The sequence below is a fragment of the Mesorhizobium sp. DCY119 genome, from assembly GCF_003590645.1.
Lineage (GTDB): Bacteria > Pseudomonadota > Alphaproteobacteria > Rhizobiales > Rhizobiaceae > Mesorhizobium_M.
On record NZ_CP031834.1, the window covers coordinates 386,204 to 412,368 of the forward strand.

Annotated in this window: 22 protein-coding genes and 1 pseudogene; 20 read left to right on the forward strand and 3 right to left on the reverse strand. The window is 63.7% G+C overall.

All coding sequences use genetic code 11. From position 1 onward, the window contains the following. The first annotated feature begins 111 nt into the window (after positions 1–111). From DZG07_RS01860 to DZG07_RS01895, 8 genes are all read left to right on the forward strand, one after another. Positions 112–1,578 carry a hypothetical protein gene (locus DZG07_RS01860; RefSeq protein ID WP_119813859.1) on the forward strand — a complete coding sequence of 489 codons (1,467 nt, stop codon included), beginning with the start codon at positions 112–114 and terminating at the stop codon, positions 1,576–1,578. Between the two features lie 169 nt (positions 1,579–1,747). Next, the gene (locus tag DZG07_RS01865) at positions 1,748–3,052 is read left to right on the forward strand and encodes an ABC transporter substrate-binding protein (protein ID WP_119813861.1); all 1,305 of its coding nucleotides are present in this window, start codon (positions 1,748–1,750) and stop codon (positions 3,050–3,052) included. A 66-nt stretch (positions 3,053–3,118) separates the two neighbouring features. Next, positions 3,119–3,403 carry an antitoxin of toxin-antitoxin stability system gene (locus tag DZG07_RS01870; protein ID WP_119813863.1) on the forward strand — a complete coding sequence of 95 codons (285 nt, stop codon included), beginning with the start codon at positions 3,119–3,121 and terminating at the stop codon, positions 3,401–3,403. Next, positions 3,400–3,696 (forward strand): type II toxin-antitoxin system RelE/ParE family toxin, encoded by a 297-nt coding sequence (locus DZG07_RS01875; RefSeq protein WP_119813865.1) that lies wholly within the window; start codon positions 3,400–3,402, stop codon positions 3,694–3,696. Before DZG07_RS01870 ends, DZG07_RS01875 begins: the two co-directional genes overlap by 4 nt. Continuing rightward, positions 3,696–4,577 carry a branched-chain amino acid ABC transporter permease gene (locus DZG07_RS01880; protein ID WP_119813867.1) on the forward strand — a complete coding sequence of 294 codons (882 nt, stop codon included), beginning with the start codon at positions 3,696–3,698 and terminating at the stop codon, positions 4,575–4,577. Before DZG07_RS01875 ends, DZG07_RS01880 begins: the two co-directional genes overlap by 1 nt. Beyond that, on the forward strand, positions 4,574–5,539 hold the full coding sequence (locus tag DZG07_RS01885) for a branched-chain amino acid ABC transporter permease (RefSeq protein ID WP_119813869.1): 966 nt from the start codon (positions 4,574–4,576) through the stop codon (positions 5,537–5,539). Before DZG07_RS01880 ends, DZG07_RS01885 begins: the two co-directional genes overlap by 4 nt. After that, positions 5,536–6,264, forward strand: a complete 729-nt coding sequence (locus tag DZG07_RS01890; RefSeq protein WP_119821299.1) for an ABC transporter ATP-binding protein — start codon at positions 5,536–5,538, stop codon at positions 6,262–6,264. Before DZG07_RS01885 ends, DZG07_RS01890 begins: the two co-directional genes overlap by 4 nt. After that, on the forward strand, positions 6,261–6,968 hold the full coding sequence (locus DZG07_RS01895; protein ID WP_119813871.1) for an ABC transporter ATP-binding protein: 708 nt from the start codon (positions 6,261–6,263) through the stop codon (positions 6,966–6,968). The genes DZG07_RS01890 and DZG07_RS01895 overlap by 4 nt, the downstream gene beginning before the upstream one ends. 167 nt (positions 6,969–7,135) lie before the next feature. Here DZG07_RS01895 and pncA read toward each other — a convergent pair whose 3' ends face one another. Next, positions 7,136–7,735 (reverse strand): bifunctional nicotinamidase/pyrazinamidase, encoded by a 600-nt coding sequence (pncA, locus tag DZG07_RS01900; RefSeq protein ID WP_119813873.1) that lies wholly within the window; start codon positions 7,733–7,735, stop codon positions 7,136–7,138. 197 nt (positions 7,736–7,932) lie between these two features. On the opposite strand from pncA, the gene DZG07_RS01905 reads away from it, so the two are divergent. The 7 genes and pseudogenes from DZG07_RS01905 (at position 7,933) to DZG07_RS01935 (ending at position 16,381) form a co-directional block, all read left to right on the forward strand. Continuing rightward, positions 7,933–8,793, forward strand: coding sequence for a xanthine dehydrogenase family protein subunit M (locus DZG07_RS01905; RefSeq protein ID WP_119813875.1), 861 nt, complete (start codon positions 7,933–7,935; stop codon positions 8,791–8,793). Next, positions 8,790–11,768 carry a molybdopterin-dependent oxidoreductase gene (locus DZG07_RS01910; RefSeq protein ID WP_119813877.1) on the forward strand — a complete coding sequence of 993 codons (2,979 nt, stop codon included), beginning with the start codon at positions 8,790–8,792 and terminating at the stop codon, positions 11,766–11,768. The genes DZG07_RS01905 and DZG07_RS01910 overlap by 4 nt, the downstream gene beginning before the upstream one ends. A gap of 364 nt (positions 11,769–12,132) precedes the next feature. Beyond that, positions 12,133–13,674, forward strand: coding sequence for a 6-hydroxynicotinate reductase (locus DZG07_RS01915; protein ID WP_119813879.1), 1,542 nt, complete (start codon positions 12,133–12,135; stop codon positions 13,672–13,674). Then, positions 13,671–14,504 (forward strand): annotated as a pseudogene (locus tag DZG07_RS01920) (UPF0280 family protein); the annotation flags it as partial. The gene DZG07_RS01915 and the pseudogene DZG07_RS01920, both read left to right, overlap by 4 nt. A 345-nt stretch (positions 14,505–14,849) precedes the next feature. Further along, the gene (locus DZG07_RS01925; RefSeq protein ID WP_119813881.1) at positions 14,850–15,434 is read left to right on the forward strand and encodes an amino acid synthesis family protein; all 585 of its coding nucleotides are present in this window, start codon (positions 14,850–14,852) and stop codon (positions 15,432–15,434) included. Next, positions 15,431–15,889 (forward strand): MarR family transcriptional regulator, encoded by a 459-nt coding sequence (locus DZG07_RS01930; protein ID WP_091911542.1) that lies wholly within the window; start codon positions 15,431–15,433, stop codon positions 15,887–15,889. The genes DZG07_RS01925 and DZG07_RS01930 overlap by 4 nt, the downstream gene beginning before the upstream one ends. Positions 15,890–16,150: 261 nt before the next feature. Then, positions 16,151–16,381 carry a hypothetical protein gene (locus tag DZG07_RS01935; protein WP_119813883.1) on the forward strand — a complete coding sequence of 77 codons (231 nt, stop codon included), beginning with the start codon at positions 16,151–16,153 and terminating at the stop codon, positions 16,379–16,381. A 272-nt stretch (positions 16,382–16,653) separates the two neighbouring features. Here DZG07_RS01935 and DZG07_RS01940 read toward each other — a convergent pair whose 3' ends face one another. Further along, positions 16,654–18,396, reverse strand: coding sequence for a hydantoinase B/oxoprolinase family protein (locus DZG07_RS01940; RefSeq protein WP_119813885.1), 1,743 nt, complete (start codon positions 18,394–18,396; stop codon positions 16,654–16,656). 169 nt (positions 18,397–18,565) lie between these two features. Then, positions 18,566–20,635: a hydantoinase/oxoprolinase family protein gene (locus DZG07_RS01945; RefSeq protein ID WP_119813887.1), complete on the reverse strand. Its 2,070-nt coding sequence runs from the start codon at positions 20,633–20,635 to the stop codon at positions 18,566–18,568. A 210-nt stretch (positions 20,636–20,845) separates the two neighbouring features. Here DZG07_RS01945 and DZG07_RS01950 point away from each other — a divergent pair, with 210 nt between their 5' ends. The 5 genes from DZG07_RS01950 to DZG07_RS01970 all read left to right on the forward strand — a co-directional run bounded on the left by DZG07_RS01950 (position 20,846) and on the right by DZG07_RS01970 (position 26,125). Beyond that, the gene (locus DZG07_RS01950) at positions 20,846–21,673 is read left to right on the forward strand and encodes a ferredoxin--NADP reductase (protein WP_119821301.1); all 828 of its coding nucleotides are present in this window, start codon (positions 20,846–20,848) and stop codon (positions 21,671–21,673) included. A 95-nt stretch (positions 21,674–21,768) separates the two neighbouring features. Beyond that, on the forward strand, positions 21,769–22,101 hold the full coding sequence (locus tag DZG07_RS23695) for a hypothetical protein (protein ID WP_133304711.1): 333 nt from the start codon (positions 21,769–21,771) through the stop codon (positions 22,099–22,101). Between the two features lie 1,216 nt (positions 22,102–23,317). Further along, positions 23,318–24,130 (forward strand): metal ABC transporter substrate-binding protein, encoded by an 813-nt coding sequence (locus tag DZG07_RS01960; RefSeq protein WP_245429623.1) that lies wholly within the window; start codon positions 23,318–23,320, stop codon positions 24,128–24,130. Beyond that, positions 24,127–25,059: a manganese/iron ABC transporter ATP-binding protein gene (locus DZG07_RS01965; RefSeq protein WP_119813893.1), complete on the forward strand. Its 933-nt coding sequence runs from the start codon at positions 24,127–24,129 to the stop codon at positions 25,057–25,059. The genes DZG07_RS01960 and DZG07_RS01965 overlap by 4 nt, the downstream gene beginning before the upstream one ends. A 208-nt stretch (positions 25,060–25,267) precedes the next feature. Beyond that, the gene (locus tag DZG07_RS01970; protein ID WP_119813895.1) at positions 25,268–26,125 is read left to right on the forward strand and encodes a metal ABC transporter permease; all 858 of its coding nucleotides are present in this window, start codon (positions 25,268–25,270) and stop codon (positions 26,123–26,125) included. The last annotated feature ends 40 nt before the right edge of the window (positions 26,126–26,165 follow it).

Sequence of the window (26,165 nt, forward strand, 5' to 3'; positions counted from 1 at the left end):
ATCTCCCCCGCAAGGGGGGAGATCACGCTATCATCAGAGCCTTCGCCAACCTCAAACGTTGCAAGGAATGAGGCGGCATGGCCATTGCCGATCTCCCCCCTTGCGGGGGAGATGTCCGGCAGGACAGAGGGGGGTGGTGACGTAGGGCACGGATTCCAGTTTTCTCATTCTGGACCGGCTATCCTGTTCCTCACTCTCGCTTTACTCCTGCCTGCCAGTCCCGCCTTCGCCCACGCTTCCGATCGCGGCTATGTCCTGCTCATGCCGACCGGCTACTACCTCACCGGCGGCGCTATCGCCGTTGCCGCAAGTTTTCTGGTGCTGGCCGTCTTGCCGCCAGCCCTGCTGGAACGCATCGCCGCCAAACGTCTTGCGCTTTTCCCGCTCAATGAAAGCTCGCGCGTCTTCACCAGCCTCATCGCCTTCGCCATTTTCGCCGTTCTGGTCGGCGCCGGCTTTTTCGGCAGCCGCGATCCGCTTTCCAACCCGCTGCCGCTGACCGTCTGGACGCTGCTGTGGGTCGGGCTGACGCTGGTGCAGGGCCTGTTCGGCAATCTCTGGGCATGGATCAACCCGTGGTACGGGCCGTGGCGCGTCGCGACTGTCATCTTTCCGGTGCTGCGCGACAGGCGAATGCCCGAATGGGCCGGCTACTGGCCGGCGCTCATATTGTTCTTCGCCTTCGCCTGGTTCGAGCTGATCGATCCTGCACCCGACGACCCCGCGCGGCTCGCCTGGGCAGCTGGCATCTACTGGCTGCTGAGCTTCTTGGCTGTCATCGCCTTCGGTTATGAAGACTGGAGCCGGCGCGGCGAATTCCTGTCGGTGTTTTTTCGCATGGTGTCACGGTTTGGGGTGGTCGAGGCCGATCACCGGGCGTCATCCCGGGGCATATCGGCAAAACTCTGTCTCCCCGGCACGAAGCTCTGGGCGGAAAATCCTTTGCCGGCTAGCGGCATGTTCTTTCTCCTGCTGGCGCTTAGCTCCGTTTCCTTCGATGGCCTGTCCAAAACCTTCTTCTGGCTCGGCCTCAACGGCATCAATCCGCTGGAATTTCCGGGCCGCTCGGCCGTGATGACGACGAACACGGTCGGGCTGGCGCTAGTGTTCGTCGCCCTATCAAGCGTGTACCTGCTGGCCGTGTTCCTCGGCGAGCGCCTTGCCGGCAGCCGCCTGCCCTTCGCCAAATCTGCCGGGCTGTTGATCTGGTCGATCGTGCCGATCGCGCTCGCCTATCACTTTTCGCACTATCTCACGGCCTTCCTCGTCAACGGCCAATATGCGCTGGTGGCATTGTCCGACCCGTTTTCCAGCGGCTGGAACCTTTTCGGCACCGCCGGCTTTCAGGTCGGCGCTGGCATCGTCGCCGGCTACCAATCCGCCTGGACATTGTGGAACGCGCAGGCCGCGGCAATCATTGGCGGGCATGTGCTGGCCGTCCTCATCGCGCATGGTCTGGCCTACCGCCTGCATCCGACCGCCAGACAGGCCGCGCTCAGCCAGTTGCCGCTGACGGTCCTGATGATCGGCTATACCGTTTTCGGCCTGTGGCTGCTGTCGACACCGACCGCCGGCTGATGCTGTTTTCAAGCTGGAACACAGCTCGAACTTCCCCTTGGGGAAGCAGCTATTGCCATGCCGGAACTTTGGTGATTTAGTTTGTATACATGCAATTTTTCGCCTCGAAAATGGGCGAGGCGAATGATGCTGATCAGCGGTTATAAGTCATAAGACAAGGGGAACCGACATGACCGACAAAAGCAGGATTCTGGGGCCGGATGGCCTTCGCTTGAACCGCCGCACCGCGCTGAAGGGGCTTGCCGCGACCGTCGGCCTCGCCGCCGCGCCCGGCTTTGTCCGCTATGCGCAGGCGCAAAGCTCAGCACCGATCAAGATCGGCTTCCAGTCGCACCGCACCGGCATCGGCGCCGCCTATGGCCGCTGGTATGAAAAGACCACGGCGGCGGCCGTGAAACTGATCAACGATGCCGGCGGCATCACCGGGCGGCCTGTCGAGATCGTCATCGAGGACGACGGCACCGACCCCAAGCGCGGCGCCGAAGTGGTGGCCAAATTCGCCAGCCAGCACAAGACCGACATCGTCTTCGGCACGCTGTTTTCCCATGTCGTCATCGGCTCGGCGCCGACGGCGGGCGAGCTGAAAATCCCATACTACGTGGTCAGCGAAGGCCACCACGTCGCCTCCACCAAGCTCAACCGCTACTGCTTCCAGCCCGGCATCACCGATGTGAAGAGCCAGGTGCAGTCGGTCGCGCCGTGGATAGCGGCTAATGCCGGCAAGAAGGTCACGATGATCTATCCGGATTTTGCGTTCGGCTACGACCATCGCGATTACCTGCCGCCGGCGCTGAAGGCGCAGGGCGCCGAGGTCATCGCGCAGATCGCCATTCCGCCGACCGAAAGCTCCTTCACGCGTTATTTCCCGCAGATTCCGGCTGAGACCGACGTCATCTACCACGTCATGGTCGGCCCGGCCGTGCTGACCTTCGTCAAGGAACTCGGCGAATTCTACGGCTCGAACCGGCCCCAGCTCTTCGGCTTCATCGATTCGCTGGAAGCCGTCGACATCAACAGTCCCGGCCTCGAATTTCTCGATGGCAGCCATTTCTGGGAAGGCTCGCCGCGCTACGCGCAGGAAAACGATTCCGACGCGCAGAAGGCCTATCGCGCCGCCGTCGGCATCGACGAGAACGGTGCCGCCGTCGGCGACCCGAAGGACGTCTCCACCGCCGCCCATATGTTCGGCTGCTGGGAAACGCTCTACGTCATCAAGAAGGCGATGGAAGACGCCGGTTACAAGGGGCCGGAAGACCGCGGCAAGCTGGTCGAGGCGACCGAGGCGCTGACCGAGTTCAAGGAGGGCCCCGAGCATCCGCAGGGCGACAAGACCTTCAACGGCAAGATCCACCAGTGCTTCGGCCACCAGAACATCTCCAAGGTGGAAGGCGGCAAGCTGAAGGTCGTGCACCGCACCTCGATCGAGGACGGCATGTACGAGGCCGAAGGGGATTACACGACGCAGTCGCTGTAAGCAGGAAAGTTGCCGGAAAGGTACTGACGGCGTATATACGTCATCAGTACCGCAAAGGAGGCTGTCATGCCGAAAGAAGCTGTCTTCACGATGAAGCTGGAGTCCGAACTGCGCGATGCGTTCATGGCGGCGGCAAAGGCCGAAGATCGCCCCGCCTCGCAGATCGTGCGCGAATTCATGCGGGATTTTGTCCAGCAGAACCGTGACTATGTCGCGTTCCTGCAGCGCAAGGTTGATGCTGCACGCGCGGACATCGCCGCTGGACGGGTCTTCTCGAACGAGGAGGTCGAAGCCGAGATGGACCTGCTGCTCACGAAGCTCGAGAACAAAGGCCGAGAGGCTGCCGAGTGAGGCTGGAATGGACGGCTACTGCAAAGCGAGACCTGAAAGATATCATTGACTACATCTGGCTGGACAATCCTCAGGCGGCACGGCGCATGAACACTCGCTTTCGGGCCGTCGCCAGGCTGCTGGCACATTCTCCCTACTCCGGAAAACTGGGTGCGATAACCGGCACGCGCGAGTTCGTTGCCCATTCGAACTATCGGATTGTCAACCAGATCACCGGCGAGGCCGTTTCGATCATGGCGCTCGTCCACACCTCCCGCCAATGGCCTCCGGTCGAACCCGAGGGCGGTCACTGATGGCCTTCGGACCCCACCTCCTCCTTGCCGCCCTCGAAGGCCTTGTCACAAGTGCAGTGCTGGCGCTGATGGCGCTTGGCCTGTCGCTGGTGTTCGGCGTCATGCGCGTGGTCAATGTCGCCCATGGCGAGTTCTTCATGCTGGGTGCTGTGCTGGCCTGGTGGACCGCCTCGCTGGTCACCGGCCATCCGGCGATAGGCTTCCTTCTGGCGCTCGTCATCAGCCCGCTAATCGTTGGGGCCGTAGCGCTTGTGGCCGAGCGGCTGGTGCTGCGCCGGCTCAACTACAATCCCGAAGCGACCATCGTCGCCACCATCGGCATGCTCTACATCATCCAGCAGCTTGCGCTCACTTTCTACGGCCCGCAGGCGCGGCCGGTCGATGCGCCTTTCACCTATCGCATCCTGTTCCCGTGGTTCGGCTATTCCGGCTACAAGCTGTCGATCATCGCCGCGTCCATCGTCCTGCTTACGGCGACATGGTTCGTGCTGACGCGCACGAAAATCGGCCTCGTCATGCGCGCCACGCAATATGACAGCGAAACCGCGCAGGCCTTCGGCATCCCCGTCGACCGCGTCTATGCCGGCGTCTTCGCGCTCGGGGCGATGCTGGCCGCGGTCGCCGCCGTGCTGATCGTGCCGATCACCCAGGCGCACTACCTGATGGGCATGGACCCGCTGCTGCTCTCCTTCATCGTCGTCATCATCGGCGGCCTCGGCTCGCTGCGCGGCACCGTCATCGCCGCCGTGCTGATCGGGCTTTCCGACGGCATCATCTCGGCCTTCTTCTCGCCGACGCTGGCCAAGATCATCGCCACGCTGCTGGTCGCCATGGTGCTGGTGTTTCGCCCGCAAGGCCTGTTCGGGACGGCCAGCCGATGACGGGAAACAACTCGTCAGCCAAGGTTTTCCTGCTCCACATCGCCGTCATTGCGATTCTGTTCGCGCTGAATTTCATTCTCCCCGAATATCACCATGGCGTGCTCGCGCGCGTCATGGTGCTTTCCGTCTTCGCCATGGGCTACAACATGCTGTTCGGCTATGCTGGCCTGCTCAGCCTTGGCCACGCCATGTTCTTTGCAGCCGGGCTCTATGGCGCGGGGCTCACCGCCTATCATTTCGGTTGGGCCATGCCGGCAGCCTTTGCCGCCGGGCTTGTCTCCGGTGCTGTTCTGTCGCTCGCCATCGGCCTGCTGGCGCTGCGCACCACCGGCGTCGCCTTCATGATCGTCACCATGATGTTCGCGCAGGTCTGTTATCTCCTGACCTTCTATTTCAGCGAATGGACGCGCGGCGACGATGGCCTCGTTCTCGGCCAGGATACCCGCCGCCTCTTTATCGGCGATTTCTATCTCGACCTCACCCATCCGGCGACGCGCTACATGGCGGCGCTTGCGCTGTTTTCCATCGTGCTATTGATCACGCTGTTCATCGTCCGCTCGGCCCATGGCCGCGTGCTGGTGGCGATCCGCGAAAACGAGGAGCGCACGAAAATGCTCGGCTACGACACCTTCGCGAATAAGCTCGTCGCGGTCGTCGTTTCCGGTGTCATCTGCGCCTCGGCGGGTGCTGCCTATGCGCTGCTGTTCGGCTACGTCGGCTCGAGCTTCGCCTCGGTACAGTATTCGATCCTGCCGCTGCTCTGGGTGCTGCTCGGCGGTGCCGCCACCACGCTCGGCCCCTTCGTCGGCACGCTGTTCATGTATTATGTCGTCGACATCACCTCCAGCTACACTTCGGCCTATCTGCTGATCGTCGGCGTCGCGCTTATCCTGCTGGTGCTCTATTTCCCGAAAGGCATTCTCGGCACCATCCGCGAACGCTGGATACGGTGGCTGCCATGACGCCGCTACTCACCACACGCGATCTCAGGAAAAACTATGGCGGGCTGCGCGCCGTCGATGGCGTCGATTTCTCGCTGCAGCCCGGCGAGATCCGCGCCATCATCGGCCCCAATGGGGCCGGCAAGACAACCTTCGTCAGCCTCGTCTGCGGCCGGGTGATGCCGAGCTCGGGCACCATCGTCTTCGACGGCAACGACATCACCGATCTGCCGGCCTATCGGCGCGTCCGCCGCGGCATTGCCTATACGTTCCAGATCACCAGCGTATTCGCCCATCTCAGCGCCTATGACAATGTCGCCTTGCCGATGCAGCGCACGCTGACCGACGGCCGCTCGCGCGCAAAACTGCATGCCGGTGTCATGACAGCACTCGAGCGCACCGGCCTGGCCGACCGCGCTAACAGCCTCGCCGGCACGCTGTCCTACGGCCATCAGCGGCTTCTCGAAGTCGCCATGGGGTTGGCACTGAAGCCGCGCCTGCTGATCCTCGACGAACCGACGCAGGGCCTGTCCGATGGCGAGATCGCCGGCTTTATGGACCTCGTGCGCGAGATCGCACAGGACGCCACCGTGCTTCTGATCGAACACAACATGCAGGTGGTGATGGGGCTGGCCGACCGCATCACCGTCATGAATGCCGGCAAAATCCTTGCCGAGGGTACGCCGGAAGACATCCGCGCCAATGACGAGGTCCAGCGCGCCTATCTCGGAACGGAGCCGGCATGAGCGACGCGCTGACCGTCTCCGGGCTCGACTGTTTTTACGGCGAAGTGCAGGTACTGCATGGCCTCTCGCTGACGCTGAAAAAGGGCGAAGTGCTTTGTCTCCTCGGCCGTAACGGCGCCGGCAAGACGACAACGCTGAAGGCGATCATGGGGCTGGTGCCGGCGCGCACCGGTTCGATAAAGCTGGGCGAGCGCGAACTGACCACCCTTGCCGCCCATGACGTGCCCAAAGCCGGCGTCGCCTATGTGCCGCAGGGCCGGCGGCTGTTTGCCGAAATGACGGTGGCCGAAAACATCGAGATCGGCCTGATGACGCGCGCCAAGGGCAAGGCGACGCGCGATGCCGTGCTTGACCTTTTCCCGCTGCTGCGCGACCGGCTCGGCCAGCGCTCCGGCACGCTATCGGGCGGCGAGCAGCAGATGCTGGCCATGGCCCGCGCGCTCTGCCTTGAACCCGAGGTGCTGCTGCTCGACGAGCCGACCGAAGGCCTGATGCCATCGATGATCGCCAAAATCCGCGAGACGGTGGCCAAGTTGCGCGAGCGCGGCGTCTCGACCATTCTGGTCGAGCAGCGCGTCGATGCCGTGCTGTCAGTCGCCGATCGCGTGACCTTCATCGAGAATGGGCGTGCGCGGGAGACCGTTAGTGTCGAGGCACTGCGGGCCGATCCGGCGTTCGTGCAGAGATATGTCGGCGTGGGGTAACCTGGCGCCACGCCCACCTCCCCCTTGAGGGGAGGTCGCTGAGCGAAGCGGGTGGGGTCGTTCATGCAGGTCTCGACGCACGCAAAGGACGTCGAGCACTGCCGCAACGACCCCACCCGGTGGCTTCGCCGCCACCCTCCTCTCAAGGGGGAGGGTTATGCCAGCGCTCAAACCAGCTTCACCCCCGCATCCCGCATCTTGCCCGCCATGATCTCCAGCGAACCACCAAGATCGATCGCCCGGCAGGCGTCCAGCCGCACGGTCGTCTCGAACCCCAGCTTCACCGCGTCGAGCGCCGAATAGGCGACGCAGAAGTCGGTCGCCAAGCCGACCAGCGTAATGCTGCCGATACCGCGCTCCTTCAGGTAGCCGCCAAGGCCGGTCGGCGTCTTGCGGTCGTTCTCGAAAAAGGCGGAATAGCTGTCGATCGCCTTGCGAAACCCCTTGCGGATGACGATCTCGGCCTTGGTCCATTCCAGCGCCTCGTGGAACGCCGCCCCGCCCGTGCCCTGCATGCAGTGATCCGGCCACAGCGTCTGGTCGCCATAGGGCATTTTCGTTGTCTCGAAGGGCTGCTTGCCGGGATGCTGCGAAGCGAAACTCGAATGGCCGGCGGGGTGCCAGTCCTGCGTCAGTACGACATGCTCGAACCGGCCTATCATCTCGTTGATCAGCGGCACGATCTCATCGCCGCCAGCGACCGCCAGACTGCCGCCCGGGCAAAAATCGTTCTGCACGTCGATGACGACAAGCGCGTCTTCCTTCATGTGACCTCCGGCCCTAAAAATGATCGCGCTGAGCGTTGGCCGGAAGCCGCCGCCACGTCAACCGGCATTGTGCTGAAAGGCGAAATTCTGGCCGCAGGAGGGTGGCCGACAAACTCCCGCTTTGACAATTTCCGCCACCTTGATATCATTTGTGTGCGAATGAATTTTCGAGCGCCGGCCATGCCGGGAGGCATTGCGTGATCCGTTACGCGAAACCCAAAAATGTCGATGAGGCGCTGGCGCTGCTTGGCGAAGGGCCGTGGCGCATTCTGGCCGGCGGCACCGACTTTTATCCAGCGCTCGGCAACAGGCCCCTCAGCGAAAATGTGCTTGATATCAATGGGCTCTCCGAGCTTCGCGGCATCGCGGAGGTCGGCTCCCATATCGTCATCGGCGCGCGCACGACCTGGACCGATATCATCCGGCACGACCTGCCCGCCGCTTTCGACGGGCTGAAGCTTGCTGCGCGTGAAGTTGGCTCGGCGCAGATCCAGAACCGCGCCTCCATCGCCGGCAATCTGTGCAACGCCTCGCCTGCCGCCGACGGCGTGCCGCCGCTGCTGACGCTGGGTGCTGAAGTGGAGTTGCGTTCAGCCAGTGCAACGCGCCACCTGCCGGTCGAAGATTTCATTCTCGGCAACCGCCGCACCGCCTTACAACCCGGTGAGATGGTGACGGCGATCCGCATCCCGAAATCCGCGACTGCCGGCACCAGCGCCTTCGTCAAGCTCGGTGCGCGCCGTTATCTCGTCATCTCCATTGCCATGGCGGCAGCCCGCATCGTGGTGGAAGACGGCACCGTCACTGAGGCTGCCGTGGCGGTCGGCTCCTGCTCGCTGGTCGCCAAACGGCTGGCCGGCCTTGAAGCCGCCTTGCGCGGCCTGCCCATTGGCCCGGCGCTGGCCGAGACAGTCGCTGCCACATCGCTTCCCGAACTCGCTCCGATCGACGACGTGCGCGGCACGGCCGAATACCGGCGCGAGGCGGCCTGCGAGATCGTTGCCCGCGCCGTGCTTGCCGCTGCTGGCTACCAACCTCTGACAAAGGTGGCGGCATGAGTTCGGAGCGCATCAACATCACCTTCGAGGTCAATGGCGCCGCCGTTTCCGTCTCGGCGCCGCCGGTCCAGCGCCTGTCCGCACTGCTGCGCGACGAGTTGCACCTCACCGGCACCAAGGTTGGCTGCGATGCCGGCGATTGCGGTGCCTGCACGGTGCTCATCGACGGCGAACCGGCCTGCGCCTGCCTCGTGCCGACGGCATCGGTCGCGGGATCGTCCGTGCGTACAGTGGAAGGGCTTGCCAACGGAAAGCTCTCGGCGCTGCAGGCGTCATTCCTAGAACATGGTGCGGCCCAATGCGGCATCTGCACGCCGGCACTGCTGGTGGCGGGTACGGCGCTGCTGGACAGGAACCCGCATCCTAGCGAGATTGAGGTGCAGGACGCGCTCGGCGGCATTCTGTGCCGCTGCACTGGGTATCGGAAGATCGTGGCGGCGGTTATGGGGGCTGGGGGATTCATAAACGCATCGCTTGATCCTGAAACACCCCCCTCTGGCCTGCCGGCCATCTCCCCCGCAAGGGGGGAGATCAGCAGCTTCGCCCCCGCCTCATCTCCTGCAACGTTGACGATTGGCGAAGGAGCCTATGACGGAGTGATCTCCCCCCTTGCGGGGGAGATGGCCGGCAGGCCAGAGGGGGGTGGTGCAGAGAGTGCGCCATCGCAGAACACCCCTACAGACATTACCCTTTCGCGCACCCTCAACCGCCGCCTCCCCGAAACCGGCCACGCCGTCGGCGCCTCGCCCGTCCGCCTCGACGGCATCCCAAAGGTAACCGGGACCGAAAAATTCGGTGGCGACAGCTTTCCGGCCGACGCGCTCGCTGTCGCCGTCATCCGCTCACCGCACTACCACGCGGCTTTCGCCTTCGGCGACCTCGACGCCTACAAGGCGGCTAACCCCGGCATCGTTGGCGTCTTCACCGCCGCCGACATCCCGGGTAAAAACTGTTTTGGCGTGATTCCGCCCTTCGCCGACCAGCCGGCGCTCGCAGAAAACACCGCCCGCTTTCGCGGCGAGGCGGTGGCGCTGGTCGCCGGCGAGCGCGAGGCAATCACCTCGCTCGACCTGACAAAATTCCCGATCACGTGGACCGAACTGCCGTATATGCTTCAGCCGCGCGAGGCGCAGGCGGCAGATGCGCATCGCATCCACCCAAGCCGCGAACACAATCTGCTGACCCAGGGTTTTGTCGCGCGCGGCGACCCTGAGGCGGCACTCGCCAAGGCAGCGCACACTGTATCCGGCGAGATCGAGACTTCCTTCGTCGAGCATGCCTATATCGAGCCGGAAGCCGGTTTCGCGCACATGGACGGCGACACGCTGGTCATCACCGCCTGCACGCAGGCGCCCTATATGGACCGCGACGACACCGCGAAAGTTCTTGGCCTTGCGCCGGAAAAGGTACGCATCGTGCCGACGGCGACGGGCGGCGGCTTCGGCTCCAAGCTGGACGTGTCGCTGCAGCCGCTGATCGGCCTCGTCGCGATGAAGACCGGCCGGCCGGCCGCTCTTGCCTACACCCGCAACGAATCCATGATGTCGACCACGAAGCGTCATCCGGCGTCGATGAAGGCGACCATCGGCGCGGATGCCGGGGGCCGCATCACCGGCATGGTGTTCTCCGGCGATTTCAACACCGGCGCCTATGCAAGCTGGGGCCCGACTGTGGCCAACCGCGTGCCCGTCCACGCCTCCGGCCCCTATGCCACGCCGAACTATCGCGCCGTTGGCCGCGCCATCCACACCAACGGGCCGATCGCCGGCGCGTTTCGCGGCTTCGGCGTGCCGCAGGCGACCATCATGCAGGAGACGCTATACGACGCGATGGCCGAAAAGCTTGGCTTGGACCGGCTGAATTTTCGCTTGATGAACGCACTTCGGAACGGCTCCGAAACGGTTACCGGGCAGGTCCTCAAGGCCGGCGTCGGCATTGCCGAGTGCCTCGAAGCCCTGAAGCCGCATTGGGCGCGCGCGCTGGCCGATGCTGAAAACTTCAATGCCGAAAACACGGCCAAGAAACGCGGTGTTGGCGTCGCCTCCTGCTGGTATGGCTGCGGCAACACTTCGCTGCCCAATCCTTCGACGATCAAGATCGGCATCTCCCCCGCCGGCAAGGTGGTGCTGCATCAGGGCGCGGTCGATATCGGCCAGGGCTCCAACACCGTGATTTCGCAGATCGCCGCCGACGCGCTCGGCGTGCCGCTGTCGCTGATCGTGTTGCGCAGCGCCGACACCGCCATCACGCCTGACGCCGGCAAGACCTCCGCCTCGCGCCAGACCTTCGTCTCCGGCAAGGCGGCGGAGAAGTCGGGCCGGAGCTTGCGTGAAAAGATCCTGCGCTTCGCCAATGTCTCGGAGCGCGCAACGCTGCAATTCGATGGCGCGGCGCTCGTCATCCGCGAGGGCGAGGCCACCCGCCGCGTCGATCTCGCCGGGCTTGCCGTGGATGCTGACGGTTTCGTCTTCGGCGCGCAGGAGACCTACGATCCGCCGACCTTGCCGCTGGACGAAAAGGGCCAGGGCACGCCCTACGCACAATATGGCTATGGCGCGCAGATTGCCGAGCTTGAAGTCGACCTGAAGCTCGGCACGGTCAAGCTGATCAAGATCACCGCCGCACACGATGTCGGCCGCGCCATCAACCCGCTGCTTGTCGAGGGTCAGATCGAAGGCGGCATCGCGCAGGGCATCGGCATGGCGCTGATGGAGGAATACATCCCCGGCCGCACCGAGAATCTGCACGACTACCTCATCCCGACCATCGGCGACGTGCCGCCGATCGAAACCATCCTGGTGGAGGTTCCGGACCCGGAAGGACCGTTTGGGGCCAAGGGTCTGGGCGAGCATGTTCTGATCCCGACCGCACCGGCCATCCTCAACGCCATCCGCCATGCCACCGGCGTTCTGGTGACGAAAGTTCCGGCGACGCCAAGCCGCATCCGCGCGGCGATCCGGGAGGCTCGGCTATGATGAGGGCACGGCATGGTGGCAATCCATCCTCTCCCGGCCTACGGCACGCCAATCACCTATGGCACAGCCGACCCCCACTCCGTCACGCTTCGCGTGACACCTCTCCCCCTCAAAAAGGGAGAGGAAGGGTGCCAGACATTCGGACGGCGTTTCCTCTCCCCCGTCGATCGGGGGAGAGGTGGTTTGCGAAGCAAATCGGAGTGGGGGTCGAATGGCATAGTCGATTGCCCTCAAGTTCCTGGAGAAAGGATGCCGGCAGGCAGGTGAGGGGCGGCGCGAATCGTCCTATGCTGGCTCTGCCCCTCATCCGCCACTTCGTGACACCTTCTCCCCGTGAACGGGGAGAAGGAAGGGAGGCGCCATCATGAGCGAGCTTGCCGAACGCTTCGACACCCACGACCCCGGCGAAAAGCAGGTGGCCGAGAAGATCCGCTGCGATGCCTGCCCGGTCATGTGCTACATCGCCGAAGGCCGCACCGGCGCCTGCGACCGCTACGGCAATACGGGCGGGCGCATCGTGCGCTGCGACCCGCTGACCATCCTCGAGTACAGCGCCGGGGCCGGCGGCGCGGTCGTGCCCTTCGCGGCGGAAGGCGAGGAATGGAATGGCGAACTGATCAACAGCGGCCGCCGCTTCGTGACAGCCATCGGCGCCGGCACGACCTATCCCGATTACAAGCCCGCCCCCTTCATCGTCAGCCAGGAGGTCGAGGGCGTCGATCTGGTGACGGTCGTCACCGAGGGTATTTTTTCCTATTGCGGCATCAAGATAAAGATCGACACCGACCGCTTCCTCGGCCCCGAAACGGCGATCGTGCGCGCCGAAGGCGAGGCGGTCGGCCATGTCACCACCGGCGAGTATGGCTCGCAGATGCTGTCGCTGGGCGGGGTGCATCACCTGACCGGCGGCTCCAAGTCGGAAGGCCGCGTTACCTGCGCGACCATGCTCGACCTTTGCAACCGCAAGCCGGTCGAGCTTTCCATCGACGGCGGCGTCACCGTCGTCGTCGAAGCCGGCAAGGCGCCGGTGATCGACGGCCAGGCCGAGCACCGCATGCGCGTCGGCTGCGGCTCGGCCACCATCGGCATGTTCGCGACGCAATGGCGCGGGCTGGTCGACGAGGTCGTGGTGGTCGACGACCACATCACCGGCGTCGTCTCCGAGCATCAGGCCGGCAAGGTGCTGGGCTGGGAGGACACGGGCATAAAAATCATCGGCCGGCGCTCAACGCCCGGCCGTTATTTCAAGGTTTCGGAACCCGGCCTCGGCTGGGGCGGCACGACCATTTCCGACCCGCTGTCGATCCTCGGCGAGTGGAACCCGAAGAAGGGCGCGCGGCCCGGCCTGTCGCTGCTGATGGTCTCGACCACCGGCGAGCAGTTCGCCTATTTCGAGCTCAACGACGATCTGAAGCCGGTCGAAAAACCGTTTCCCGAGCGGCTGCGCAAATCGGTCGGGCTGATCGAGGACAATTGCGAGCCGGCGCTGTGCACGGTGCTGTTCGTCGGCGGGGCCGGCGGCTCCTTGCGCGCCGGCGTGGTGGAAAATCCGGTCAACCTCACCCGCTCGGTGCAGGGCCTGAAAACCTACGTCACGGTCGGCGGCGCGCCGGTCTATGTCTGGCCCGGCGGCGGTATCACGCTGATGGTCGATGTCATGCGCGTGCCGGAAAACGCCTTCGGCTATGTGCCAACACCAGCACTTGTCGCGCCGATCGAATTCACGCTGCGCCGCGACGACTATATACGGCTCGGCGGCTATGCCGATGAAATCCGCAGCGTCGACGATGTCCTCGCCAAGGGCGGCGAATATTTCAATGCCCGCGCCCGCAAAGACGCGCCGGCTGACAATCCATGGCCGCCGCTGGCGCAATTGCGCCGCTCCAGCGAAAGCCCGGATCGATGAACGGCCCGCAGGTATCCTGGCTGGCCGACGGCAAGCGCCTTCACCTCAACCATGGCCCTATCGACTTGATCATCGAGTCTTTCGGCGAGGCGACGGAAGTGCGCGCTACGTATGAGCAAGCGGTCGCGCGTTTCCAGACGGTGCTGACCGAACTCGTCGCCGAACTGCCGGAGTTGCGCCGGCCTGCAAGTGTTCAGCCACGCGCCTTTGCCGGCGTTGTGGCGCGACGCATGGAGGCGGCGGTCAGCCGGCTTGCTGACAAGAACTTCATCACCCCGATGGCCGCAGTCGCGGGTTCCGTGGCAGAGGAAATCCTTGCTTCCATGCTCATAGGTCGAACCTTGCAAAAGGCCTATGTCAACAATGGCGGCGACATCGCACTGCATCTCGCACCCGGGGAAACGATGACGCTGGCCATCGCCGGCACCGGCCACGGCTTTGCCGACCGCATCACCATCCGGGCGGAAGACGGGATAGGTGGCATCGCCACCTCCGGCTGGCGCGGGCGCAGCCATTCGCTCGGCATCGCCGATGCGGTGACTGTTCTGGCGCACACGGCGGCCGAGGCCGACGCGGCGGCGACGCTGATCGCCAATGCCGTCGACCTGCCAGGGCATGCGGCAATCGCACGGCGGCCGGCGCGGGAGCTCGCGCCCGACAGCGATCTTGGCGACCGGTTGGTGACGGTCGGTGTTGGGGTGCTCAGCTCTGCCGAGGTAGACGCTGCACTGGGGCGTGGCCTTGATGTTGCAGAAGACTTTCGCCGGCGTGGACTGATTGAGACAGCAGCGCTGTTTCTGGATGGCGACAGTCGCCTGTGCGGGGAGGTTCGTCCTGAAGCATTGATGGCCCACGCTGCACCCTCTGTCCTGCCGAACATCTCCCGCGCCGCGACAATCGCATATGGCACGGCTAACCCCCACTCCGCCGAGCTTCGCTCGGCACCTCTCCCCCTCAAAAGGGGAGAGGAAAGGCGCCAGCCTTGCCGAGGTGCGTTTCCTCTCCCCCGTCGATCGGGGGAGAGGTGGCTCGGCGAAGCCGAGACGGAGTGGGGGTCGAATTCTATAGGCGATTACCCTGCCCTTGGAGATGTCCAGCAGGACAGAGGGTAGTGCGAATGCGCCCGCAAACAATCCTCGTTCCCACCACTCGACAAACATCGAAAGACCCGCACCATGCCTGACTTCCCGATCCGCAAGATCGCCGTCCTGACCGAAGAAATCTTTCACGAGGGCGGCCCCGCCACCAGCGAACCGCGCCGGCGCGTTGCCGGGCTGGCCGTCGTGAAAAACCCCTTCGCCGGCCGATACGCCGAGGAACTGCAGAGCGCGATGGACGATCTGAAGCCGCTGGGCCTGCTCCTCACCGACAGGATGATCGAGGCACTGGGCGGCGACATCAAGGCTATCGACGGCTATGGCAAGGGCGCCATAGTCGGCACCGGCGGCGAGATCGAGCATGGGGCGCTGTGGCATGTGCCGGGCGGCTATGCCATGCGCGAACGCCTCGGCCAGGCGAAGGCCATCGTGCCGTCGGCGATGAAGGTCGGCGCTTTCGGCTCGCGCCTCGACGTGCCGCTCGGCCATACCAACGCCGCCTATGTGCGCAGCCATTTCGATGCCATGGAAGTCGGCATCGCCGACGGCCCACGGCCGGACGAAATCCTGTTCTGCCTTGCCATGGCCTGCGGTCCGCGTATTCATAGCCGCATGGGCGGTCTTGAAGCCAAGGACATCAAGGTCTGGGACGGGCAGCGATGACCGGAGAAGACAATCTCCTGAAGCTTGTTGAAGCCGACGAGACGGAAGGCGAGTACCATCTGCAGGAGCAGGTCGGCTTTATCCTGCGCAAGGCGCATCAGCGCCATGTCTCAATCTTCGCCTCGCATATAGGCGACCTGACGCCGCCGCAGTTTGCAGCGCTCGCCAAGCTGCATGATGTCGGCGAGACCTCGCAGAACCAGCTCGGCACCCTGATAGCCATGGACGCGGCGACCGTCAAAGGCGTCATCGACCGGCTGAAGGCGCGCGGGTTGGTCGAACTGTCCAAGCACGAGGTCGACAAGCGCCGGCTGCTGGTCAGCCTGACGGTGGAGGGCCGCGCCATGGTGGAGCGGCTGATACCGCTGGCCCAGAAGATCACCGAGGAAACGCTGGCGCCGCTGACGCCGAAGGAGATCGGCACCTTCCTGAAGCTGCTGGCCAAGATGGCGTAACTCGCCTGCCGCATAGGCGAAAGGCTGAAGCATACCCCAAAGATCGGAATCGATTTTTGAAAGTCTCGCGCCCAGATTAGAAATAGCTAATGCGCGGTATATCCACTTTGACATATCGTTTCAACGCTCGCAGACCGCCCATGGCGCATGCGACATTTGCGTATGCTGCAGTGCGATATTTTATGTTGCAACGCAATAAAATCAGCGTAGGCTGAGTTCGAACCCTGGGAGGAGCAACCGTTTCACGGAAGGCGTGAAAGCATGCTCCAGATCATGATCCTCGTTTGCTCGGTCAATGTTTCCCCGGTCGACTGCCAGATGGAAACCGCCCTCGACGTCATCAGCGGCCCGCAGACGGCCAGCGCCATTTCCTGCGGCATGCAGGGCCAGGCGCTGATAGCGTCGACCTCATTCGCCAGGCGGCGCCCCGGCGAATATGTGAAAATCAAATGCACGCATTTGAAAGAGGCAAGGACGGCGCAGAAGATCTGAAGGCCGAATACTTGCAAGACGAATGAGCTTGGCCTTGCCAAGGTGTGCCTAATCCCCCTCTCCGTCTCGGCTTCGCCGATCCACATTCCGGGGCGAGCCACGGGTCTCGCCCGTCCTCCGGACCCCCCATTTCATGGGGGCGAGGAACCCAGGTTCTGCAAAGCTGCGACCTCGGCGAGTGCCGGTTCCTCGCCCCCGCATAGCGGGGGAGAGGTGGATCGGCGAAGCCGAGACGGAGAGGGGGAATTCCAGCCAGCACCGTTCCGAAGTCGTTACTTTTTCGCCACCCGCAGTTCCCGCGTCGCTTCCCGGTCGATCGAGTTCGCCGCCACCACGACCCCGAACATCTCTGCTGCCTGCTCAGCCGTGTAGTAGCCCAGCCGGACATCCCTCAGCACCAGTTCGGGATCGCGCTTGAGCGGATCGCCGTAGCCGCCGCCACCGGGTGTGCCGACCTGTACGCGGTCACCGGCCCTCAGTGGAATGTCCTGTTCCTTCGACAGATGCGGGGGCACATGGGCCTCGCCGCCTCGATAAACGGTGACGGAATTAACCGCGCCATCGCTGCCGCCGCGCACGCCCTGCGGACCGACGCGGCCATGGTCCATGACGAAGGAGGCACGCGCCTCGCCGCGCAGCAGTTCCACTTCGTATGCCAGCCCGAAGCCGCCGCGATGTTCGCCCGCGCCGCCCGAGCCTTCGCGCAGCGCATAGTGGCGGTAGAGCACGGGATAGGCCTGCTCCATGATCTCGACCGGCGGCGATTTCGAAATGCCGATGGTCGAGCAGCCATTGGAGAGGCCGTCATGGGAAAGATTGCCGCCATAGCCACCGCCGGAAATCTGGTACATGACATAGTCGCGGCCCCGTGCCGGGTCGCTGCCGCCGAGCGCGAAATTGCCGCTGGAGCCGGCGGGCGCTGCCGTCACTTTTTCAGGCACTGCCTGCACCATGGCCGCAAACACCGCCTCGGCGATGCGCTGCGAAACCTCCGCCGCACATCCGGAAACCGGGCGGGGGTATCTGGCGTCGAGGAACGTTCCCTCCGGCCGCTTCACCTCCAGCGGCTCGAAGGCGCCGGCGCTGATCGGCACATCGGGGAAGATGTGGCGCATGGCGAGATAGACCGACGATAAGGTCGTGGCCAGCACGCTGTTCATCGGGCCGATGCAGGGCGGGCTCGATCCCTCGAAATCGAAGGTCAGCGTATCGCCCTGTTTCTCGATCGCCAGCGCGATGGTCAGCGGCTGGTCGACCACGCCGTCGGAATCGACGAAGGCCTTCGAGCGGTAGATGCCGTCCGGGATCGGCGCGATATGCGCCCGCATCTGCTCGGCAGCGCGCCGGCGCAGTTCGGCGATGGCCTCGATCACCGTTTCGTCACCGTAACGATCGAGGATCGCAAAGAGCCGATCCTGCCCGACATAAAGCGCTGCTGCCTGGGCGCGGATGTCGCCGATGCGCTGGTCGGCAACGCGGATGTTCGAGCAGATGATCGAATAGATCTCCTGGTCGAGCATCTTCTTCTTGAACAGTTTTACCGGCGGCAGGCGCAGGCCCTCCTGCTCAACCGCCGTCGCTGAGGCGGAAAACCCGCCCGGCACCGAACCGCCGATATCGGGCCAGTGGCCGGTGTTGGAGAGCCAGCAGAAGATTTTTCCGCCGCGCCACACCGGCATGGCGAAGCGCACATCCATCAGATGCGTGCCGCCGAGATAGGGGTCGTTGACGATGTAGATATCGCCCTCGTCCGGGGCCGCGCATCTGCCGTCGCGGATCATCCCGATGATCGTGCGCGTCGAATACTGCATCACGCCGACGAACACCGGCAGACCCTGCGAACCTTGCGCGATCAGCGAGCCGTCCTGGGCTGAATAGATGCCGTCGGAGCGGTCGTTGGCCTCGGCGATGACAGGGGAGAATGCGGCGCGCGAAAAGGTGAGGTCCATCTCGTCGCAGGTCTGCTGGAGCGCTGCCTGGATGACGGAGAGGGTGATGGCGTCGAGGGAGGTCATAGCGCCAATCTCCTCCCTCCCCCTTGTGGGGAGGGATCGAGGGTGGGGGTATTTGCCGTGCGCCCTTCGTTGACTTCCTGCGACACTGCACGGCCGTAAGTACGACAAGCAAAGGAACCCCCACCCCTAACCCCTCCCCACAAGGGGGAGGGGGACAACGGCATCGCGTTCATTTGCCCACCTCGATCACAATATTCCCATCGCCGTCCGACCGCGCCTTATCACCAGGCTCCAGCACCGTCGTGGCATCCATCTGCTCAAGGATCGCCGGCCCCACAATCTCAGCATCCAGCGGCAGCTTTTCGCGGGCGTAGACCGGCGTGTCGTGCCATGCGCCATCATACCAGACCGGCCGCGTCTCGCGCAGCGCGCCTTCCAGCGTCTTCGCCCGCCCCGCCGGGTCGATCAGCCGCGAAAGATCGACCGCGGGTCGCACGCCGGTGACCGAAGTGTTGAGGTTGACCAGATTGGCTCGGATTTCCGGCAGTTCCACCTTGAAGCGGGCGAAATAGGCTTTTTCGAACAGGCTTTGCAGCGTCGCGCGATCCACTTGCGCCGACGGCAGCGGCACGTTGAGGATATGGGTCTGGCCGACGAACTGCATGTCGGCCGAATGCGTCACCCGAATGCTTTCCGGCTTCACCGCTTCCTTGGCGATGAGTGCCGCGCCCTCCTCGCGATGCCACTGCAGGATATCAGCAATACGTGCCTCATCGACGCTCGCCACCGGCTGGTTGACGGTGTTGACGAAATCGTGGCGCAAGTCGGCCACCACGCAGCCCAGCGCATTGGTGATGCCGGGCCGCGCCGGCACCAGCACCTTCGGCAGGCCGAGTTCGCGGGCAAGTGCCGTCGCATGCAGCGGCCCTGCCCCGCCGAAAGCGAACAGCGCGAAGTCGCGCGGGTCGTGGCCGCGCGCCACCGAAACCATGCGGATCGCGCCCGCCATCTTCATGTTGCCGAGCCGCAGGACCGCGCCCGCCGCCGCGACACCGTCAAGGCCGGTCGCCTGCCCGATCCTGTCGGCGAAGATCGCGCGCACATGCTCGACCGTCACCGGGTTCTCCACCGCCAGCAGCTTTTTCGGATCGAGCCGCCCCAGCACCAGATTGGCGTCGGTGATGGTCGGCTCCGTGCCGTCGCGCCCGTAGCAGATCGGGCCGGGATTGGCGCCGGCACTTTCCGGCCCGACCTGGATCAGCCCCGAAGCATCGACGCGCGCAATCGAGCCGCCGCCCGCCCCCACGGTGTGCACCGCCACCATCGGCACATGGATCGGCATCGCATATTCGATCTCGGTCTCGTTCGACACCGCCGGCTCGGCGTTCTGGATCAGCGCCACGTCGGTCGAGGTGCCGCCCATGTCGTAGGTGACGAGATTCTCATAACCGGCGCGCTTGCCGGTATAGGCCGCCGCAATCACGCCCGAAGCCGGGCCCGACATCACCGTCTTGGCTGATTCACGTGTGACGAAGCGGGCCGAGATCATGCCGCCATTGCCGTTCATGATCAGGAAATCACGGCCATAGCCGCGCGCTTCCAGTTCCGTGCGCAGCCGCTCGACATAGCGCTCGAGGATAGGCTGCACCGAGGCGTTGACGGCAGCGGTGACCCCACGCTCGAATTCACGCGCCTCCGAAAGCAGCGCGTGGCCGGTGGTGATGTAGCCGTTCGGCCAGCTTTCCCGCGCGATCTCGGCTGCACGTTTCTCGTGCTCCGGATTGGCGTAGGCGTGCAAAAAGTGGATGACGAGGGATTCGCAGCCGGCCTCGATCAGACGCTGCACGGCCTCGCGCATCTCCGCCTCGTCGAGCGGGATGCGAACTGCCCCCGATGCTTCCACGCGCTCGGACACTTCCAGCCGCAAGTCGCGCGGAATGACAGGCACGAACACGCCCGTCATGCCATAGGCCTGCGGCCGCGTGCGGCGGCCAAGCTCGATCACGTCGCGAAAGCCGCGAGTGGTGATCATGCCGGTGCGCGCCAGCCGGCGCTCCAGCACGGCGTTGGTGGTTGTGGTCGTGCCATGCACGATCAGGCCGATCTCGGGAATGGGAAAGCCGGTGTCGGCAAGGGCCGAAACCACGCCGAAAGCCTGGTTGTGAACGGTGGTCGGCGTCTTGGCGATGTGCACCCGGCCGCCGCCCCGGCCGTCGATCATCAAGAGGTCGGTAAAGGTCCCGCCGACATCGATGCCGGCGACCACACTTCCGGCATTTGCGGAATAATTCTCAACCATGCTCGAAACCCGAAATGTCCGGCCTAAGGATGGGAAGTAGATTGGAAAGGTGTTTCACGTCGCTATCTTGACGTCAATATCGTTTGTATACTAATAAATTTCGGACACAAGAGTCTACCGTTTCGGGATTTGTGGTGGCGCGCCGGGCAGTCAGGCCTTGGTTCGCAGGGCGATGTTTTTGCGCCGCCGCAGGCACAAGGTTTGGTTTCGATGAACACCGCGACTGCCCTGAATACCGTTGGCGCCAAGCCGCTCGACTTCCCTATACCGGCCAATGTTCATGCCGAGACCGTCGTCTCGGTCAAGCACTATACCGACCGCCTGTTCTCCTTCCGCATCACCCGGCCGCAGTCGCTGCGCTTCCGCTCGGGCGAGTTCGTCATGATCGGCCTGCCCAATGCCGAGAAGCCGGTGTTCCGCGCCTATTCGGTCGCCAGCCCGGCCTGGGACGAGGAACTGGAATTCTTCTCGATCAAGGTGCCGGACGGTCCGCTGACCTCGCACCTGCAGAAGATCCAGCCCGGCGACACGGTGCTGATGCGCCAGAAGGCGACCGGCACGCTGGTGGTCGACGCGCTGACGCCGGCCAAGCGCCTGTTCATGATCTCTACCGGCACCGGCGTGGCGCCCTTCGCCAGCCTGCTGCGCGATCCCGACACCTACGAAAAGTTCGATCAGGTCATCCTCACCCACACCTGCCGCGACGTGGCCGAGCTTGCCTATGGCAAGGAGCTGGTTGAGGGACTGGAGAACGATCCGCTGATCGGCGAACTCACCCATGGCCGCGTCACGCTCTATTCGACGACGACGCGCGAAGAGTCCTCCCATATGGGCCGCATCACCGCGCTGATCGGCTCGGGCAAGTTCTATTCCGACCTCGGCATCGAAAAGCTGAACCCGGAAACCGACCGCATCATGATCTGCGGCTCGATGCACATGCTGAAGGACGTCAAGGAACTCGCCGAAAGCCTCGGCTTCGACGAAGGCTCCCTCAGCCACCCCTCGACCTTCGTCGTCGAGCGCGCTTTCGTCGGCTGAGTTTTTGGCGAGTGGCGGGTGTCGCTCGTTTTGGCCGATTTTCTCCGGAAATCTTCGGACGCAAGCTTCAGCGTCGGTAGTTGGTGACTACGTCCGTGACATCGCCAACGTCAACCTTGACGATTAGCGATGCCAACCATGACGTCGTCTTCCCGGAAACCGCAGCGAAGCGGAGGTTATCCGGCACCCATTGGCCGCAGCATCGTCAGGCACGGCCCGGTCCTGATATTGAGGCGCGTTCTGTACCGTTGAAGCTCTTCTACATTCAGGCATGGATTCCCGACACTCTCCGCTCGTTCCTCGCTCACGAGGTCGAGAATGACGAATTGCATTTAGGCTTGCCGCCAATCTCAGGCGTTGGCGGTTTGGCGTTGGCCGTTTGGTGTGTTGGCGGCTTAGCGTTGACGGTTTGCGAAGGCGGCAAATAACAAGCTCGTCATCCTCGGGGCCGGAGCCGAACGAAGTTCGGCGGAGGGACCCGGGGATCCATGCCGGAACCTCGGTGAAATGTACCGCGGTGCAGAACAGCTGAAACTGAAGCTTGCTAACTGTGGGAAAGATTTTCACTCGATTTCCCAGCAACCCATTGTTTCCATTCACACCACACATTTTTTCACCCTCACTTTATCCACACCCTTCAAGCATCTTTCATAATCCAGCCAGTTCCTCCCACGGGAACGCCGGTCGCGACGGTGATCTGTGGGGAGGAACCGGCGCTTCCGTCTTGCGGCAAACGTAGCAGCAAGGCCGGGGAGGTTCCGTCCGAGGGTTCCCCTGCGGGTAATACGGCCCGCGCGTGCTGGACGAGCACATAGGCCCTGCAAACCAAAAGGTTTGCAGGGAGCAGCGGAACGGACGGGAACAGAAATCGCCGGCGGGGCGCGGACGTCGCGCCACGTACTAAACATTAGGAAAGGCACGGCCATGCGCCCCGCTTCCCACCCTCGTAGAGGGAGTTCTTTGACAATGGCCAGACGGTGAAAACCGGGCGTGGCGATGAATAGGTGCGTCCTTCGAGGCTCGCTACGCTCGCACCTCAGGATGAGGATGCGAGTTTCCTACGATCCTCATCCTGAAGTGTGAGCACATTTCAGAAGAATGGCTTTGCCGGCACACCCTCCCTCATCCTGAGGTGCGAGCGTTAGCGAGCCTCGAAGGACGCACCAGGGACAGTTTACTTTCTTGCCCGGAAAGGCAGCGGCGGCTGCGATCGCGCAAGGGGCAAAAAGTAAACTGTCCCCTGCCGCCTAGCAACGAAGCGAAGCGCCAGAGGGGTCGGTCAAGCAGCGCGCGGCCGCAAAAGAACGTCGAGCACACTACCGCAGCCACCCTACCCGGCCCTTTGCTTACGCTTCGGGCGTTCGTCGCTTCAATCGACAAATCGTTGTCGATTGATCGCCTTTAGCGACCGCGTCTCACGGGAGGGAAATGCCCGCAAAGCTCACCTCTTCTTGCAAACGATTTGCAATTGCATTGACAGCTGGCCGCTGCTGCTTTATCTCCAGGCACAAGGGCCGGGACTTCCGCGCGCCCAAACTCCACCCGACAGGATTTTTCATGACAGGCATTCGCGCATTTCTTGTTTCGTTATCGCTCACGGCTCTTGCGGCTATCTCCGCCAGCGCCGCCCAGGCCGCCGACAAGATGAATGTGGTCACCACCTTCACGGTGATTGCCGATATCGCCCGCAACGTTGCCGGCGAGGCCGCAACCGTTGAATCCATCACCAAGCCCGATGCCGAGATCCACAATTACCAGCCGACACCGGGCGACATGATCAAGGCGCAGAAGGCCGACCTGATCCTGTGGAACGGGCTCAATCTCGAGCTCTGGTTCGAAAAGTTCTTCGCCAATCTGAGCGAAGTGCCGAGCGTCGTCGTCTCGGAAGGCGTCGAGCCGATGGGCATCGCCGAAGGCCCCTATACCGGCAAGCCGAACCCGCATGCCTGGATGTCGCCCGAGGCGGCGCTGGTCTATGTCGAGAACATCCGCAAGGCCTTTGCCGCGCAGGACCCGGACAATGCCGAGGCCTATGCCAGGAACGCCGCCGCCTATTCTGAAAAGATCAAGGCGACCGTCGAGCCGATCCGCACCGAGATCGCCAGCATTCCGGAAGACCGGCGCTGGCTCGTCACCAGCGAAGGCGCATTCTCCTACCTCGCCCGCGACTTCGGCCTGAAGGAGCTTTATCTCTGGCCGATCAATGCCGACCAGCAGGGCACGCCGCAGCAGGTGCGCAAGGTGATCGACGCGGTGCGCGCCAACAACATTCCCGCCGTGTTTTCCGAAAGCACCATTTCGGCCTCGCCCGCCGAGCAGGTCGCCCGCGAGACCGGCGCCAAATATGGCGGCGTGCTCTATGTCGACTCGCTGAGCAACGAAGACGGCCCGGTGCCGACCTATCTCGACCTGCTGCGCGTCACCACCGAGACGATCACGAAAGCGCTCGTGCAATGAATGCTTTAGACAGGGCGAAGCCAGCCAGCAGAACGGAAGACGGCAGCGGGCTTCGTGTCGACAGCATCACCGTCACCTATCGCAACGGCCACACCGCGCTGCGCGATGCCAGCTTCGCCATCCCGACCGGCACTATTACGGCGCTGGTCGGGGTCAATGGCAGTGGCAAGTCGACGCTTTTCAAGTCGATCATGGGCTTCGTGCCGCTGGCCGCCGGCACGGTCGAGATTTTTGGCCAGCCGGCAGCCTACGCCCTGAAGCGCAACGCGGTTGCCTATGTGCCGCAGAGCGAGGATGTCGACTGGAACTTTCCGGTTCTGGTCGAGGATGTCGTCATGATGGGCCGCTACGGCCACATGAACTTTCTGCGCATGACGCGGCCGGTCGACCGGCAGGCAGTGGACGAGGCGCTGGAACGGGTCGGCATGGCCGACTACCGCAAGCGCCAGATCGGCGAGCTTTCCGGCGGCCAGAAGAAGCGCGTCTTCCTCGCCCGCGCTCTGGCGCAGGAAGGAAAAATCATCCTGCTCGACGAGCCCTTCACCGGCGTCGATGTGCGCACCGAAGAGGCGATCATCACGCTGCTGCAGGCGCTGCGCGACGAGGGCCGGGTTATGCTGGTTTCCACCCATAATCTCGGCAGCGTGCCACGCTTCTGCGACCGCGCGGTGCTTATCAACCGCACGGTGCTCGCCGCTGGACCGACAGCGGAAGTGTTCACGCAGGCCAATCTCGAAAAGACCTTCGGCGGCGTGCTGCGCCAGTTCATCCTCGGCGGTGCCGATCTCCACGCCGACGCCGACAAGCGCCGCGTCACCGTGCTGACCGACGACGAGCGCCCCTTCGTCATCTATGGCGACGAGCCTCAAACGGCGAACAGGGCAGAAATGTCAGAGACAGAAAAAGATCGTATCGGAAAAGAGAAATGACCGTGTTTCATCTGCTCTACCTTCCTCGATCGGCGCATGCCATTTCACCCCCGCCCCTTACCCCTCCCCACAAGGGGGAGGGGTTTTCTGAGACGCTGACGCCCCCCTCCCCCCTGTGGGGAGGGGTTAGGGGTGGGGGTCGGAAAGCTAGAGACGCGAAGGCAAGTCCTTCCCGCACTACACCGCCGTCTCTACGCGAGGTCATTGCATGAGTGTCCTCCTCGAACCCTTCGGCTATGGCTACATGGTCAATGCCATGTGGGTGTCGGCGCTTGTCGGCGGCGTCTGCGCCTTTCTCTCGGCCTATCTGATGCTGAAGGGCTGGTCGCTGATCGGCGACGCGCTCTCGCATTCGATCGTGCCGGGGGTTGCCGGCGCCTATATGCTCGGCCTGCCCTTCGCGCTGGGGGCGTTTCTCTCCGGCGGGCTTGCGGCGGCGGCCATGCTGTTCCTCAACCAGCGCACCAAGCTGAAGGAGGACGCCATTATCGGCCTGATCTTCACCTCCTTCTTCGGCCTCGGCCTGTTCATGATCTCGCTGTCGCCGGCCTCGGTGAACATCCAGACCATCGTGCTCGGCAACATCCTCGCCATCACCCCGGGCGACACGCTGCAGCTGGTCATCATCGGCGGCGTCTCGCTGGCGATTTTGCTGGCGAAATGGAAGGACCTGATGGTTGCCTTCTTCGACGAGAACCACGCCCGCACCATCGGCCTCAACCCGGACTGGCTGAAGGTGCTGTTCTTCACGCTGCTTTCGGCCTCGACGGTTGCTGCCTTGCAGACGGTTGGCGCCTTTCTCGTCATCGCCATGGTGGTGACGCCGGGCGCAACCGCCTATCTGCTCACCGACCGCTTTCCGCGACTGATCGCCACCAGCGTCGCCATCGGCGCGGTCACCAGCTTCGTCGGCGCCTATGCCAGCTACTTCCTCGATGGCGCCACCGGCGGCATCATCGTTGTGCTGCAAACGCTGATCTTCCTCTCCGCTTTCGTCTTCGCCCCCAAGCACGGCATGCTGGCGGCGCGGCGCAAGGCGCGCGAAGCTCTGGAGGCGGGGGTATGATTTACTTCGGGACCAGCAGCGCTGCCCCTCACCCTTACCC